The 15,553-nt window shown below is 66.3% G+C and carries 12 protein-coding genes; 9 read left to right on the top strand and 3 right to left on the bottom strand.

The genetic code is table 11. The features are described 5' to 3' along the window. Positions 1-169 precede the first annotated feature (169 nt). On the top strand, positions 170-1,708 hold the full coding sequence (locus tag D4Q52_RS22995; protein WP_119858905.1) for a class I adenylate-forming enzyme family protein: 1,539 nt from the start codon (positions 170-172) through the stop codon (positions 1,706-1,708). 154 nt (positions 1,709-1,862) lie between these two features. On the opposite strand, the gene D4Q52_RS22990 is transcribed toward D4Q52_RS22995, so the two are convergent. Continuing rightward, positions 1,863-2,075 (bottom strand): SlyX family protein, encoded by a 213-nt coding sequence (locus D4Q52_RS22990; RefSeq protein WP_119858904.1) that lies wholly within the window; start codon positions 2,073-2,075, stop codon positions 1,863-1,865. A 217-nt stretch (positions 2,076-2,292) separates the two neighbouring features. On the opposite strand from D4Q52_RS22990, the gene ggt reads away from it, so the two are divergent. After that, entirely contained in the window at positions 2,293-3,879 is a 1,587-nt protein-coding gene (ggt, locus tag D4Q52_RS22985; RefSeq protein ID WP_119858903.1) for a gamma-glutamyltransferase, read from the top strand. 72 nt (positions 3,880-3,951) lie between these two features. Beyond that, the gene (locus D4Q52_RS22980; RefSeq protein ID WP_119858902.1) at positions 3,952-4,938 is read left to right on the top strand and encodes a D-2-hydroxyacid dehydrogenase family protein; all 987 of its coding nucleotides are present in this window, start codon (positions 3,952-3,954) and stop codon (positions 4,936-4,938) included. A 71-nt stretch (positions 4,939-5,009) separates the two neighbouring features. Here D4Q52_RS22980 and D4Q52_RS22975 read toward each other — a convergent pair whose 3' ends face one another. Further along, on the bottom strand, positions 5,010-5,225 hold the full coding sequence (locus tag D4Q52_RS22975; protein ID WP_119858901.1) for a CsbD family protein: 216 nt from the start codon (positions 5,223-5,225) through the stop codon (positions 5,010-5,012). 453 nt (positions 5,226-5,678) lie between these two features. Between D4Q52_RS22975 and D4Q52_RS22970 the strand changes: the two genes are divergently transcribed. From D4Q52_RS22970 to D4Q52_RS22945, 6 genes are all read left to right on the top strand, one after another. Next, positions 5,679-8,309 carry an ATP-binding protein gene (locus tag D4Q52_RS22970; RefSeq protein WP_119858900.1) on the top strand — a complete coding sequence of 877 codons (2,631 nt, stop codon included), beginning with the start codon at positions 5,679-5,681 and terminating at the stop codon, positions 8,307-8,309. A 77-nt stretch (positions 8,310-8,386) separates the two neighbouring features. Further along, positions 8,387-8,869: a VOC family protein gene (locus D4Q52_RS22965; protein ID WP_119858899.1), complete on the top strand. Its 483-nt coding sequence runs from the start codon at positions 8,387-8,389 to the stop codon at positions 8,867-8,869. A gap of 93 nt (positions 8,870-8,962) precedes the next feature. Beyond that, on the top strand, positions 8,963-10,069 hold the full coding sequence (locus D4Q52_RS22960; protein WP_119858898.1) for an efflux RND transporter periplasmic adaptor subunit: 1,107 nt from the start codon (positions 8,963-8,965) through the stop codon (positions 10,067-10,069). A 12-nt stretch (positions 10,070-10,081) separates the two neighbouring features. Further along, positions 10,082-13,213: an efflux RND transporter permease subunit gene (locus D4Q52_RS22955; RefSeq protein WP_119858897.1), complete on the top strand. Its 3,132-nt coding sequence runs from the start codon at positions 10,082-10,084 to the stop codon at positions 13,211-13,213. Between the two features lie 18 nt (positions 13,214-13,231). Next, positions 13,232-13,846 carry a TetR family transcriptional regulator gene (locus tag D4Q52_RS22950; protein WP_119858896.1) on the top strand — a complete coding sequence of 205 codons (615 nt, stop codon included), beginning with the start codon at positions 13,232-13,234 and terminating at the stop codon, positions 13,844-13,846. A gap of 14 nt (positions 13,847-13,860) precedes the next feature. Next, the gene (locus D4Q52_RS22945; protein WP_119858895.1) at positions 13,861-14,478 is read left to right on the top strand and encodes a flavin reductase family protein; all 618 of its coding nucleotides are present in this window, start codon (positions 13,861-13,863) and stop codon (positions 14,476-14,478) included. A 120-nt stretch (positions 14,479-14,598) separates the two neighbouring features. Here the strand turns inward: D4Q52_RS22945 and D4Q52_RS22940 are convergent, their stop codons facing one another. Then, entirely contained in the window at positions 14,599-15,405 is an 807-nt protein-coding gene (locus tag D4Q52_RS22940; RefSeq protein WP_119858894.1) for a hypothetical protein, read from the bottom strand. Between the last annotated feature and the right edge of the window lie 148 nt (positions 15,406-15,553).

Genomic DNA, 15,553 nt, shown 5'->3' with positions numbered 1-15,553 from the left:
TGCCCGGCGGGGGGGCCGGCCACCGCTTATTCCCCCCCTCCGCAACCAAACCCCCCCCCGCCCCCGGCGCTGTATTGCTTCGCTTCGCTCGCAATGACGGTGAGGATGCGATAATCGAGTTTCGAAGGCTCGAAAGCCGTCGCGTCAATAAGAAACCTGGGAGACCGAAATGCCCGACTTCATCACCCTCGATGCGCTGGTGCGGACGACGGCGCGGTCGGCGCCCGACCGGCTCGCGGTGATCGATGGCGAGCGGCAATTGCGCTACGCGGAATTCGATGCGCTGATCGACCGCGTTGCGGCCGCGCTGCAGCGCGACGGCGTCAAGCCGACCGGCGCGATTTCGATCTGCGCGCTGTCCTCGATCGAATATGCCGCAACCTTCCTCGGCGCGCTGCGCGTCGGCGTCGCGGTGGCGCCGCTGGCGCCATCGTCGACGCCGCACGACTTCGCCGCGATGGTGAAGGACTCCGCCGCCAAGATCCTGTTCACCGACGATTTCGTCGCCGCGGCCATGAAGGACGCCGCGATCGACGCGAGCGTCAAGCGCGTCGCGCTGGACGATGGCGGCAGCGGCGCGGCGTTCAGCAAATGGCTGGCGCCGGAAGGCGCCAAGCCGGCGCCGGTCACGGTCGATCCGGAATGGGTGTTCAACATCATCTACTCGTCCGGCACCACCGGGACGCCGAAGGGCATCGTCCACACCCACGAGCTGCGCTGGCGGCAATACGGCCAGCTCGATCCGCTCGGCTATGGGCCGGACGCGGTGACGCTGCTGTCGACGCCGCTGTATTCCAACACGACGCTGGTGTGCTTCAACCCGACGCTGGCCGGCGGCGGCACGCTGGTGCTGATGAAGAAGTTCGACGCCAAGGGCTTCCTCGAGCTGGCGCAGCAGCACCGCGTCACCCACGCGATGCTGGTGCCGGTGCAGTATCGCCGCATCATGGCGCTGCCGGAATTCGGCAACTACGACCTGTCGTCCTTCGTGATGAAGTTCTGCACCTCGGCGCCGTTCGCGGCCGAGCTGAAGCGGGACATTCTGACGCGCTGGCCGGGCGGCCTCACCGAGTACTACGGCATGACCGAAGGCGGCGGCTCCTGCGCGCTGCTGGCGCACGAACATCCCGACAAGCTGGGCACCGTGGGGCAACCGATGCCGGACCATGAGATCCGGCTGATCGACGAGGACGGCAATTTCGTGCCGCCGGGCGCCATCGGCGAAATCGTCGGCCGTTCCGCCGTGATGATGAAGGGCTATCTCAATCAGCCGCAGAAGACCGCCGAAACGTTGTGGACCGACAAGGACGGCAATCGCTGGGTGCGCACCGGCGATGTCGGCCGCTTCGACGCCGAGGGCTTCCTGACGCTGATGGACCGCAAGAAGGACATGATCATCTCCGGCGGCTTCAACATCTATCCGAGCGACATCGAGGCGATCGCCAGCCAGCATCCCGACGTGCTGGAAATTGCGGTGGTCGGCATGCCGTCGGAGGAGTGGGGCGAGACGCCGGTGGCATTCGCGGTTGCGCGCCCCGGCCGCACGCTCGATCCGGCCGAGCTGAAGGCGTTCACCAATGCCAAGGTCGGCAAGACCCAGCGGCTCGCCGACGTCGCCATCGTCGACCAGCTGCCGCGCAGCGCCATCGGCAAGGTGCTGAAGCGCGAACTACGCGATCAGCGGCTAGCGCTACAGGCGGCGTCGTAAGCCCGTCATTCCGGGGCACGCGCCCTTCGCGCGTGAACCCGGAATCCCGAGATTGTGGAAACGCAGGAGTCGCAGAACACTTCGGGATTCCGGGTTCGCTCACTGCGTGAGCGCCCCGGAATGACAACCGAGAGGCTTCGTCGGAAGAGACGCCTCAATAATGCGGTGGCCGCTCATTGCTCGGAGCGACGTTGGTCTCGGCCTGTTCGAGCCGTTCGGTCAGTGCCGCCACCTGCCGCGTCAGAGCGTCGATCTGCTTCCACTGTGCCGTCACGGTCTGGTTGAGCGTCTCGATGGTCTCGTCCTGATAGGTCAGGCGGACTTCCAGCGCCTCGATGCGGGCGGCGAGAGATTGTTGATCGGTCATCGCGCCGCTCCGTGGTTGCAGGATGTGCCGATCGTCGGCACAGGCGCCCCCTCGGCGCGGCGATGATCTAGCAAACGCAGCTTCGCGGCGAAACCCGCGGTGATGCAGCATCATCCCGAGCGCTTCCCAAGCGCGCCGAGGATTGCTCAGGCCGGCCGGAATATGTCAATTAGGCCGGCGCCGAAGCGCGGCGCGGTGAACCAAAGAGCCTGTTCGCATGAGGAATTTCCACTTCGCCGGCCGGTCCACGGTCCACGCCCGCAATGCCATGGTGGCGACCTCGCATCCGCAGGCGGCGCTCGCCGCGGTCGACGTGCTGCAGGCCGGCGGCACCGCCGCCGACGCGGCGATCGCCGCCTCCGCGCTGCTGGCGGTGATCGAGCCGCAGTCCACCGGCATCGGCGGCGATTGCTTTGCGCTGTATCAGCCCAAGGGCACCGGCAAGATCGTGGCTTACAACGGGTCGGGGCGCGCGCCGGCAGCCGCCAAGGCCGAGTGGTTCCTGGAGCACGGCATCGATGCCATTCCGCTGACGAGCCCGCATTCGGTGACGGTTCCCGGCGCGATCGACGCCTGGGCGACCATCCTGCGCGATCACGGTCGCTTCGGGTTCGACAAGCTGCTGCAGCCCGCCATCAAGGCGGCCGCCGAAGGCTATGTGGTGGCGCCGCGCGTCGCGTTTGATTGGAAGAACGGCTTCCAGAAGCTGAAAAAGGGCACCAACACCGAGCGCTATCTGCTGCCGCACGGCCAGGCCGCCGTCACCGGCGACGTCATCAAGCAGCCCGAACTGGCGGCGACGCTGAAGCTGATCGCCGACAACGGCCCCGACGCGTTCTACAAGGGCGCGGTGGCCGAAGACATGGTCGAGACGCTGCGCAAGCTCGGCGGCCTGCACACGCTCGAGGATTTCGCCGAGCACAGCACCGAGACCACCGCGCCGCTCGGCACCGTCTACAAGGGTTTCGACGTCTGGCAGTGCCCGCCGAACGGCCCGGGCATCACCATGCTGGTGATGCTGAACATCCTCAGCCGGTTCGATCTCACCAAATTCGGCCCGCTCAGCGTCGAGCGCTTCCACCTCGAGGCCGAGGCGGCGCGTATCGCCTACATGATGCGCGAGCAGCACATCGGCGATCCGGCGCATGTCGACGTCGACGTGGTGCGCATTCTCGCCAAGGAGTTCGCCGAGGAGCATCACAGCAAGATCGCGCTCGACAGGCTGCTCGACCTGCCGCATGTCGCGCCGCCGATGAATCCGTCGACCGTGTACATCACCGTGGTCGACGAGGAGCGCAATGTCTGCTCGTTCATCAACTCGGTGGCGCATTCGTTCGGTTCGGCGATCATCTCTGAGAAGACCGGCATCCTGCTGCAGAACCGCGGCGCCGGCTTCCGGGTGCAGCCCGGTCATCCCAACTGCATCGCGCCCAAGAAGCGCCCGCTGCACACCATCATCCCGGCGCTCGCCACCGAAGGCGGCCGCGCGCGGATGTCGTTCGGCGTGATGGGCGGACAGTATCAGCCGGTCGGGCAGGTCCATGTGCTGACCAACGTTCTCGATTACGGCCTCGACATCCAGGAGGCGATCGATCTGCCGCGCGGCCTGCACTACGAGGGCGTGTATCAGCTCGAAGACGGCGTTCCCGCCGCGACGGTCGAGGGCCTCAAGGCGCTCGGCCACAAGGTGGCCCCGGTCGGCACTCCGCACGGCGGCGGGCAGGGCATCTGGATCGACTGGGACAAGGGCACACTGACCGGCGGCTCCGACCCCCGCAAGGACGGCTGCGCGCTGGGGTACTGAGGCATCGTTGAAACGAAGCCGCCATGGTCCCCCTCCCCGCAAGGGGGAGGGGAGAAACAAGGACTACGCCGCGTGAAAGTCGCCATCCTCGACGATTACTTCGACACACTGCGGACGCTGCCGTGTTTTGCCAAGCTGAGCGGGCACGACGTCACCATCTACAACGACCATCTGCAGGAGACGGACGCACTCGCCGAGCGGCTCAAGGATGTCGAGGCTTTGGTGCTGATCCGCGAGCGCACGCAGATCCGCGCGCCGTTGCTCGAAAAGCTGCCGAAGCTGAAGCTGATCAGCCAGCGCAGCGTCTATCCGCATATCGACATCGACGCCTGCACGCGGCTCGGCATCATCGTGTCGTCCAACATGCACGCCGATACGCCGTCCTATGCGGCGGCCGAGTTGACGTGGGGATTGGTGCTGGCGGCGATGCGCCAGATCCCGCAGCAGATGGCGGCGCTGCAAGCCGGCACCTGGCAGATCGGCGTCGGCCATACCCTCCGCGACAAGACCCTCGGCATCTATGGCTACGGCCGCCTCGGAAGCGTCGTCGCCGGCTATGGCCGTGCCTTCGGCATGTCGGTGTTGGTGTGGGCGCGGGAGCCGAACCTGGCGCAGGCGCGGGCCGACGGCTATCAGATCGCGGGCAGCCGAGAAGAGCTGTTTGCGGAAAGTGACGTGCTGTCACTGCATCTGCGGTTGGTCGACGCGACCCGCGGGATCGTGACGCGTGACGATCTGGCACGCATGAAGCCGAGGGCTCTGCTGGTCAATACCAGCCGCGCCGGGTTGATCGAGAATGGTGCGCTGGTCGATGCGCTGCGGGCAGGCCGTCCCGGGATGGCGGCCGTTGATGTGTTCGACACCGAACCGCTGCGGGATCCGGACGACCCGCTGCTGACGCTGCCGAATGTCGTCGCCACACCGCACATCGGCTACGTCACCCGGGACGAATACGAGCTGCAGTTCAGCGATATTTTCGATCAGATCGTCGCCTATGCAGCCGGCGAGCCCAGCAACGTGGTCAATCCCGCCGCCTTGTCCCGTCTGCGCAAGGCCTGAACGCAAAAAGACCGGCCGAAGCCGGTCTCTCCACGGTGAGCGGAGCCGATGCCCCGTCGCACGCGATGAAATCAGAGGTTGCGATTGACGGCGCCCGCAGCCTTGTCTGCGGTGTCCTTCACCGCGTCCTTGGCGTCGCCGAGAGCCTGCTGGCCCTTGCCCTTGGTTTCCTGCAACACGCCTTCGCCCTGCAGCTTCTCGGAGCCGGTGGCTTCGCCGATACCCTGCTTGGCCTTACCCATGGCTTCGTTGGCCGCGCCCTTGATCTTGTCCATCGTGCTACCCATTGGGAATTCTCCTTACCTGATGAGCATCACCGGACTTGGTGAGCTTCGCCGTGATAACCGTCCGCCCATCGTCTTGTTCCGCCCCCGATTGTTTGTGATCGTATTGAAATATCGGAACAAATCTGCAACCGCGACATCCGGTCCCGAATGCGGCGCAACTGCGGCTTGGCACGCCGGGTAGTAAGGTTTGCGGGTACCGCCACTGAGGATCTGACCTGACAGGGATCAGCTTCGATCTTTCGGCAATTATTAACTGCCGCCGCCATCGTCCGACTTTCCCGTTTCGGATTAACGCCGCGGAAGTCTCGCGGTCGCATGTTGAGGATTGGTGATGCGAGCCCGGTCTCACGAGACATGCTATCCCGCGTTGGTGCTGCTGCGGGTGCCTGGGCTATAGGATAAGGTGCCGGTACTATTCGAAGCCGACGCGGCCGGTCCAGAGAGCGTTTCGATATGTCGGGTTTACGGCAAGTCATGACGACGGCGCAGGTGCCCAGGCGAGACTGGAGCGCGCGGCTCGATTTCTGGCTGGGCGGGCGCGGCGCCGGCACGTTGATCCCGATTGTGGATGTCGACGAACGCGAAATGCGTGGTATTCGCGCTGCGCAGATTGCCAGCGTCATACGGCTGGTGCCGGTGACGATGTCCATCAACGTCATCAATGCGGCGCTGGTCGTGGCGGTGTTTTGGAGCAGTGGTAGTAAGCTGTTCCTGCTGACGTGGTTTGGCGCGCTGGCCTTCATCGCCGCCATGGCGCTGCGGGCGTGGCTGCTCAAACGGCACGATCCGCCACGCGAAGCGTCGGCGAATGCAACGCGCCGAATGAGCGTGCAGTCGCTGATCCTCGGGCTGATCTGGGGCGCGATGCCGATCGCGCTGTTTCCGAGCGCCGAGCCGACCGATCAGGTGATCCTCGGCTGTCTCGTCACCGGCATGATGTCCGGCGGCGCGTTCACGCTGTCCACCGTGCCGCGTGCCGGGCTGGCCTATACGTGGGCGATGGTGCTGTGTTCGGCGATCACGCTGATGCTGTGCAGCGGCGCGAGCTACATGATCACGGCCGTTTTTCTGTTGCTGTACGCGATCTTCATGTCGCGCAATCTGATGTGGCATGGTGAGATGTTCTTCGACAATCTGCGTTCGCAGTTCGAGCTGAAGCGCAATACCGAGATCATTTCGCTGCTGCTGAAGGACTTCCAGGCCGACGCCAGCGACTGGCTGTGGCAGACCGACTCGCTCGGCCGCCTCGTCCACGTGCCGGATCGCTTCGCTGAGGTCGCGCACCTGCCCGCTAACCTCCTCCGCGGCACGCAGCTGTCCGACGTGCTCGGGATGCTGTGTACCGACGACGGTCGCTGTGCACCCGCCGTCGCCGCCACCATGGCGCTGCGCGAACCGATGCACGAGGTGCTGGTGCAGGTGACGATCGGGGGCGCGCCGCGGCTCTGGTCGCTGACCGCGCGGCCGATGTTCGATCACGACGGCGAGTTCACCGGCTATCGCGGCGTCGGCCGCGACGTCACCGAGCGCTGGCGCGCCGAACAGGCCGAGGCGGAAAATCGCGCCAAGTCCAGCTTCCTGGCGATGATGAGCCACGAGATCCGCACCCCGATGAACGGTGTGCTCGGGCTTGCCAACTCGCTGCTGGAAACCAAGCTCGATGCGGAACAACAGCATGCGGTCACGACAATCCGCGACTCCGGCGACAATCTGCTGCGTATCCTCAACGACATTCTCGATCTGTCGAAACTCGAGGCCGGACGCATCGAATTCGAACAGGTCAACTTTTCGCCGGTCATGCTGGTCGAAGCGGTGCGCGCGATCGTGGAGCCGAATGCCCGGGCCAAGGGGCTGACGCTGAAGATCGACATCGATCCGCGTCTGCCGCCGGCGCTCACCGGCGACGTACAGCGCATTCGCCAGGTGCTGCTCAACCTCGCCTTCAACGCCGTGAAGTTCACCGAGCACGGCGGCGTCAGCATCGTGCTGACCTGCGTGCGGCGTGACGATGCCTATGCGACGGTGGAGTGGCAGGTCACCGACACCGGCATCGGCATCGCGCCGGAGCGGGTCGGGTCGCTGTTCACCGATTTTGCGCAAGCCGATCTGTCGATCAATCGCCGCTTCGGCGGCACCGGTCTCGGGCTCGCGATCAGCCGCCGGATCGTCGAGCAGATGGGCGGCAACATCGACGTGACCTCGCGGCCCGGCGAGGGTTCGACCTTCCGTTTCAATCTCGACCTGCCGTGGAGCGATGCGCTGATCTCCGACTACCGGCTCGATCGCGTCGGAAGTGACGATCTGCGCACACGGATCGCAATGCTCGGCCATCCGCTGCGGGTGCTGATCGCCGAAGACGACGCCACCAACCAGATGGTGGTGTTGAAGATGCTGCACGAATTCGCCGCCGATACGCGGGTCGTCGCCGACGGAGCCGAGGCGTTGCGGGCGCTGGACGCCGAAGAGTTCGATGTCGTGCTGATGGACGTGCGGATGCCGACCATGGACGGTCTGTCGGCGACCCGCGCCATCCGCAGCCGCGGCGGGACGCTCGCCCGGTTGCCGATCATTGCGCTGACCGCCAATGCGTTTCCCGACGACGTCAAGGCTTGCCGCGACGCCGGCATGACCGACTTTCTCGCCAAGCCGCTGCGCAAGCCGGCTCTGGTGGCGGCGGTGCTCCGCGCGCTGCGTGGCGGCAATGGCCCGGCCGCGGCGGGGCCGCCGTCCGCGCCGTCTGCGCCGGTCGACCTCAACGTGCTGACCGAGCTGACCGAGGAGATCGGCCGTGAGCAGGTCACCGAGATGGTGTCGCTGTTCCTCAGCGAGACGGAGCGGCGGATCGCACTGTTCCGACAATTCGGCGATCCGATCGATCGCGACCTGCTGGCAATCGAGGCGCATTCGATGAAAGGCGGCGCCGCGACGCTCGGCTTCGCCACGATCGCCGAGATCGCGCGAGCGATCGAGATCGGCTCGTCGATCGTCTCGGCCGAAGCGCTCAAGGTGCAAGCCGTACATCTGGCGCGGGCGCTGGTCGATGTGCGCCGGCACTGCGAAGGCAGCTTCAAGCTGGCGAGCTGATCCGGCAGGCCGGGTGCGGTGTCGGAATCGGCCCCGCTGCTTCGTCCTCGGCTCGTTACCCTCAGCGGAGCTGTGCCATGTCGAAGATCACCCCCTGCCTGTGGTTCGCCAGCGAAGCCGAAGAGGCGGCGCGGTTCTACGTCTCGCTGCTACCCGACTCCCGGATCGATGCTGTTCAACGCAGCGTGGTGGACACGCCGTCCGGCCCGGCGGGCTCGATCCTGCTGGTGCAGTTCACTCTCGCGGGCCAGAGCTATCTGGCCTTGAATGGCGGATCGCGGCCGGATTTCACCCATGCGGTGTCGTTTATGATCGACTGCGAGACCCAGGCCGAAGTCGACCGGCTCTGGGACGCGTTGCTCGAGGGCGGCGAGCCAGACCAGTGTGGCTGGCTGCGCGATCGCTACGGCCTGTCCTGGCAGATCGTCCCGTCCATCCTGCCGAAACTGTTCGCCGGGCCTGATCGGGCCGGCGCTGAACGGGCCATGCGGGCGATGATGCAGATGGTGAAACTCGACGGCGAGGTGCTGCAGAGGGCCTACGATGGTGCGACAGCATAGCGCGGAACGAAGTTGCTCCATGATTTCTGACGATTATTGACATTCGTCATATCTCATCGCAAGATCCTCTCGTAGAGCAGCGAGGGTCTTGTGATGCTGACACATCCGATGTTCGACGGGGTCTTTCGGCTGTTGATTGGCTTGGCGCTGGCGGCGGTGGCGCTCAGTCTGGCAGGGTGTGACGACAAGCAGGTTCAGAAGCAGCAGCCGCAGCGGCCGGTATTGGTGGAGACGCTGCGCTATGCGTCGGCGGCGCCGGAGCGCAGCTTCGTCGGGACGATCCGGCCGCGGGTCGAGACCGACCTCGGCTTTCGCATCGCCGGCAAGGTGGCCAAACGGTTGGTGGAAGTCGGCCAGACCATCGATGTCGGGCAGCCGCTGGCGCTGCTCGATCAAACCGATCTGAAGTTGCAGGCCGAGCAGGCCGAGGCCGAACATAGCGCCGCCAAAGGCGTGCTGGCGCAGGCGTTCGCCTCTGAGAACCGCGCCAAGGAATTGCGCGGCAAGGGCTGGTCGACCGAAGCGCAAATGGATCAGGCTCGGGCGGCTGCTGACGAGGCCCGGGCGCGGTTTGCGCGGGCCGAACGCTCGGTGGAACTGACCCGCAACGCGCTGTCCTACGCGACGCTGAATGCCGATACGCGCGGCGTGGTGACCTCGGCGCTGATCGATGCCGGTCAGGTGGTGGCGGCCGGTCAGGCGGCGTTTCGCGTCGCGCGGTTCGGCGAGAAGGAAGCCGTCGTGGCGATTCCGGAAACGCTGGTCAGCCGCGCCAAACAGGGCGAGGCGCGCGTCAGCCTGTGGTCGGAGCCGGGCAAGAATCATGTCGCGAAGTTGCGGGAGATCGCCCCAATGGCCGACCCCGCGACCCGCACCTATCTGGCGAAGTTCTCGCTGCCCGACGCCGACGACGGCGTGGCGCTCGGGATGACGGCGACCCTGACGCTGGCCGATGCCGCCACCGACCGGGTTGCCCGGCTGCCGCTGGCGGCGCTGTTCAACCAGGGTGGCACCCCGTCGGTCTATGTGGTGGAGAACACCGGACAGGTGACGCTGAAGCCGGTCACCGTCAAAGCCTACGAGACCGAGCATGTCCTGATCAGCGACGGCGTTGCCGACGGCGCCAAGGTCGTGGTGCTTGGGGTGCAGAAGCTCGATCCGGCCGAAAAGGTCCGGGTCGTGTCGTCGCTCGCATTCTGAGCGGAGGCGGCGATGCGCTGGTTCAACCTGTCGGCCTGGTCCGTCTCGCATCCGGCGCTGATCCTGTTTCTGATCTGCGCGCTGAGTATCTCCGGCATCTACGCGTATCTGCGGCTCGGCCGCGCCGAGGATCCGTCCTTCACCGTCAAGGTCGCGGTGGTGTCGGTGATCTGGCCCGGCGCGACCGCGGCGGAAATGCAGGCGCAGGTCGCCGATCCGATCGAGAAGAAGCTGCAGGAGCTGCCTTATTTCGAAAAGGTGCAGACCTATTCGAAGGCGTCGTTCGCCGCCATGCAGGTCACCTTCCGCGATTCGACGCCGCCCGCCGAAGTGCCGCATCTGTTCTATCTGCTGCGCAAGAAGCTTTGGGACGTCGCGCCGCAGCTGCCGAACAATCTGATCGGCCCGACCATCAACGACGAATACGGCGACGTCGACTCGATCCTCTATATGATGACCGGCGACGGCGCGAACTACGCGCAGCTCAAGAAGGCCGCCGAAGGCCTGCGCCAGCGTCTGTTAAAGGTCGCCAACGTCACCAAGGTGAATATCTACGGCACCCAGGACGAGAAGATCTATGTCGAGTTCTCGCACGCCAAGCTGGCGACGCTCGGCCTGACGCCGCAGGCGCTGTTTGACTCGCTCGCCAAGCAGAACGCGGTGACGCCGGCCGGCACGGTGGAGACCTCGTCGCAGCGGGTGCCGCTGCGCGTCACCGGCGCGATCGACGGCGTCAAGGCGGTGGCGGAGACGCCGGTGGAAAGTAACGGCCGGGTGTTCCGGCTCGGTGACATCGCCACGGTGTCGCACGGCTATGTCGACCCGACCGACTACATGGTGCGGCAGAAGGGCAAGGCGGCGATCGGCATCGGCGTGGTCACCGCCAAGGGCGCCAACATTCTCGACCTCGGCGAGCAGGTCAAAGCCGCGACCGCGGAGTTCATGGGCGACGTGCCGCAGGGCATCGAGGTCGAGCAGATCGCCGATCAGCCGCTGGTGGTGAAGCACGCGGTCGGCGAATTCATGCGCTCCTTCGTCGAGGCGCTGGTGATCGTGCTGTTCGTGTCGTTCCTGGCGCTCGGCTGGCGCACCGGCATCGTGGTGGCGCTGTCGGTGCCGCTGGTGCTGGCGATCGTCTTCATCGTCATGAACGCGATGTCGCTCGACCTGCACCGCATCACATTGGGCGCGCTGATCATCGCGCTCGGCCTCTTGGTCGACGACGCCATCATCGCGGTGGAGATGATGGTGGTGAAGATGGAGCAGGGCTGGGACCGCGCCAGGGCGGCGTCGTTCGCCTGGGAATCGACGGCGTTCCCGATGCTGACCGGCACGCTGGTCACTGCCGTGGGCTTTTTGCCGATCGGCCTCGCCAACTCCTCGGTTGGGGAATATGCCGGCGGCATCTTCTGGATCGTGGCGATCGCGCTGATCGCCTCGTGGTTCGTGGCGGTGATCTTCACGCCCTATATCGGCGTCAAGCTGCTCCCCGACTTCGCCGGCAAGAAGGGCCACGATCCCGAGGCCGTGTATCACACCCGGATCTATCGGGCGCTGCGCGCCGGCGTGGCGTGGTGCGTGCGCTGGCGCGGCACGGTGGTGCTGGCCACGGTCGGCATCTTTGCCGCCTCGATCGTCGGCTTCGGCCATGTGCAGCAGCAGTTCTTTCCGTTGTCAGAACGGCCCGAACTGTTTCTGCAACTACGCCTGCCGGAAGGCACCGCGTTTGGCGTCACCATGAAGAGCGTCAAGGAAGCCGAGACGCTGCTCAAGGACGACGCCGACATCGCCACCTACACGGCCTATGTCGGCAAGGGCTCGCCGCGATTCTGGATGGGCCTCAACCCGCAACTGCCGACCGAATCCTTCGCCGAGATCGTGATCGTCGCCAAGGACGTCGAAGCGCGCGAGCGCATCAAGGCGCGGATCGAAGCGGCGGCGCATGACGGGCGGCTGTCGGAAGCTCGCGTCCGCGTCGACCGCTTCAACTTCGGACCGCCGGTCGGCTTCCCGGTGCAGTTCCGCGTGATCGGGCCTGATACCACCAAGGTGCGCGAGATCGCCTATCAGGTCCGCGACGTGGTCAAGCGTAATCCGAATGTGGTCGATCCGCATCTCGATTGGAACGAGCAGTCGCCGTATCTCAAGCTGGTGGTCGATCAGGACCGCGCCCGCGCGCTCGGGCTGACGCCGCAGGACGTCTCGCAGGCGCTGGCGATGCTGATCTCCGGGGCGCCGGTGACCACGGTGCGCGACGGCGTCGAGAAGATCGCCGTGGTGGCGCGCGCGGTGCCGGCCGAACGGCTCGACCTCGGCCGTATCGGCGAACTCACCATCACGACGCGAGGCGGCGTCGCGGTGCCGCTGGCGCAAGTCGCCAAGGTCGAGTACGCGCACGAAGAGCCGATCCTGTGGCGGCGCAATCGCGACATGGCGATCACGGTGCGGGCCGACGTCGTCGACGGCGTGCAGGCGCCGGACGTGACCAATGCGATCTGGCCGCAGCTCAAAGAGATCCGCGACAGCCTGCAGCCGGCCTACCGGATCGAAACCGGCGGCGCGATCGAGGAATCCGCCAAAGGCAACGCCTCGATCTTCATCCTGTTTCCGGTGATGGTCATCGTGATGCTGACGCTGCTGATGATCCAGCTGCAGAGCTTCCCGCGGCTGCTGCTGGTGTTTCTCACCGCGCCGCTCGGCATCGTCGGCGCTTCGCTCGGCCTCAATGTCGCCGGCGCGCCGTTCGGCTTCGTGGCGCTGCTCGGTCTGATCGCGCTGGCCGGCATGATCATGCGCAACGCCGTGATCCTGGTCGATCAGATCGAGACCGACGTGGCGCAGGGCTCGACCCGGCGCGACGCGATCGTCGAGGCGACGGTGCGCCGCGCCCGGCCGGTGGTGCTGACCGCGCTGGCTGCGATCCTGGCGATGATCCCGCTGTCGCGCTCCGCGTTCTGGGGGCCGATGGCCATCACCATCATGGGCGGGCTGTTCGTCGCGACCTTCCTGACCCTGTTCTATCTGCCGGGGCTGTATGCGCTGTGGTTCCGGAAAAGCCTCGACGAACGCGGCGGAAAGCTTGCGGCGCCGCAGCAGGACAACTCTGCGCCGCGCGCCTTTCCGCTTGCCGACGCCGCCGAATAATTCGACATTGCGGCCCTCATGAGCGTGATTTCCGAGAATACCGAAGCCGACATGCGTCACCGCATCCTTGTGGTGGCGGAGCGGCTGTTTCGCCAGATCGGCTACCAGAAGACCACGGTGGCCGATATCGCCAAGGTGCTGCAGATGAGCCCGGCGAACGTGTATCGCTTCTTCGACTCCAAGAAGGCGATCCATTCCGGCGTGGCACGGCAGCTGATGGGCGAGGTCGAGCAGGCCGCGGCCGGCATTGCGGCCGAGGCCGGACCGGCCAATGAACGGCTGCGCAAGCTGCTGTCGACCGTGCACCGGATGAATCGCGAGCGCTATGTCGGCAATGAGAAGCTGCACGAGATGGTCGCCGTCGCGATGGAGGAGAACTGGGACGTCTGCGTGCTGCACATGCAGCAGATCGTCGGCGCCATCACTCAGGTCGTGAGCCAGGGGGCGGCCAGCGGCGAGTTCGAGGTTCCGGATGTTCAGGTCGCAGCGGGTTGCACCTGCACGGCGATGATGCGATTCTTCCACCCTCAGATGATCGCCCAGACCATCAACAAGGATGGTCCGACGCTCGACCAGATGATCGACTTCATCCTGCGCAGCCTCGGCGCCTCGCCCGCGGCGGCCGCCTCCTAACCCAGGACCTCCGCGTGACCGATCTGCATTCCTACGAGCCGGCCAACGGCCACGGCCTCAAGCACGACCCGTTCAACGCCATCATCGCGCCGCGGCCGATCGGCTGGATCTCGTCCTGCAGCGCCGCCGGCCACGTCAATCTGGCGCCGTACAGCTTTTTCAACGCCTTCAACTATAAGCCGCCGCTGATCGGGTTCTCGTCGACGACCTGGAAGGACACCGTCGCCAACATCCAGGAAACCGGCGAGTTCGTCTGGAATCTGGTGACGATGGAGCTGGCGCAGGCGATGAACGCCACCTCGGCGACCGTGCCGCAGGAGGTCGACGAATTCGACCTCGGCAAGCTCACCAAGCTGCCGAGCACCAAGGTCAAGCCACCGCGCGTCGGCGAGAGCCCGGTGTCGTTCGAATGCAAATTGTCCGAGATCATTCAGCTGAAGGGCGCCGACGGCACCAAGGCGCAGGCCTGGCTGACGATCGGCGAGGTCGTCGCGGTGCATATCGACAAGCGGCTGATCCAGGACGGCGTCTATCAGACCGCGCTCGCGCGCCCCATCGTCCGCGCCGGCCGCCGCGGCGATTACTTCGAGATCCGCCCGGACGCGATGTTCGACATGCCAAGGCCGGAGTGAGCCGAGCCACACCGCTCACGGACCAACGGCTCCGAAGCCACGTCGCTTGTTCGGCGGGTCCATCGTGGCCGGGACGAGCCCGGCCATGATGGTGGTTCGACTGCCAGGCCCGCTTGACTGCTACTCCAGCCCCTGCACCGGCGGCATCGGTTCGGTCGGCTGCACGGTCGGTCCGGCCGGGGCCGGCTTGGCTTCGGCCTGGGCGGGCGCCGGCGCGGCGGCGGGCTTTTGGGTCACCGCGGCTTCCTGCTTCGGCGCGGCATCGGGTTTGGCCGTCCCCGGCTCGACCTTGGCCGCATCGGTCGCCGGCTTCGCGGTGTCCTTCGCGGGCGCCACCGCGGTGGCGGCGGTGCTGGCGGCGGCGGGCGAGGGGCCCTTGGTGGATTGCTGCGGCGACGGGCGCGGCAGCGGCGTCGTCGGGGTGCGGCTGGCGAGGCGGCCGACCGCGCGCGGTGGCCGCGGCGGGTTGCGCTCGATGAAGCGCGGCAGCCCCTGGATCCGGCCGTAGCTCGCGACCGTCACGGTCTCCATTGTGTCGCCCATCTGCCAGGCCGGCATGAACCGCAGGATCCGGCCGCTGCGGGCGTCGACCACCAGCCGGCCGTCGTCGCCGTCCGGGTTGAGCGCCGACAGCGTGTAGACCAGCCCGCGCTGATACGGCACGCCGAGCGGCTCGAAGCCGGCGTCGCGCGCCAGATCGGCGATCTCGCGCGGCGACAGTACCTCCGGCGCATAGTCCTCGTCCGGCAGCACACGGCGCAGCCGCGGCTGCGGCAGCGCCGCATAGGGCTCGTCGATGTCGGACACATGGGTCACGCCCGGCGCCCCGGCGATGCGCGGCAGCGGCTGCGCCCCGGCCGCCGTCACTGCGGCGGCCAGCGCGCCGGCCATCGCCCATCCAGAAATCATCCACCCCGTCATACGCATGTCCTGCTCCTGCCGTTCTGGCCCATTCCCCGTGCCCGCTTCCGGACGCCGGGAGCCTCAGGGCTGAATTGGGCTTGGCTTGGGCCGGATCGGGGCGGTTTCGGCGTAAATCCGGGGCGGGAATTGCGCTTCGACAGCTTCCAAAGCA

Origin of the sequence: Rhodopseudomonas palustris, from assembly GCF_003591005.1 — a bacterium.
Lineage (GTDB): Bacteria > Pseudomonadota > Alphaproteobacteria > Rhizobiales > Xanthobacteraceae > Rhodopseudomonas > Rhodopseudomonas palustris_K.
This window is presented reverse-complemented; position numbering and strand designations above follow the sequence as displayed.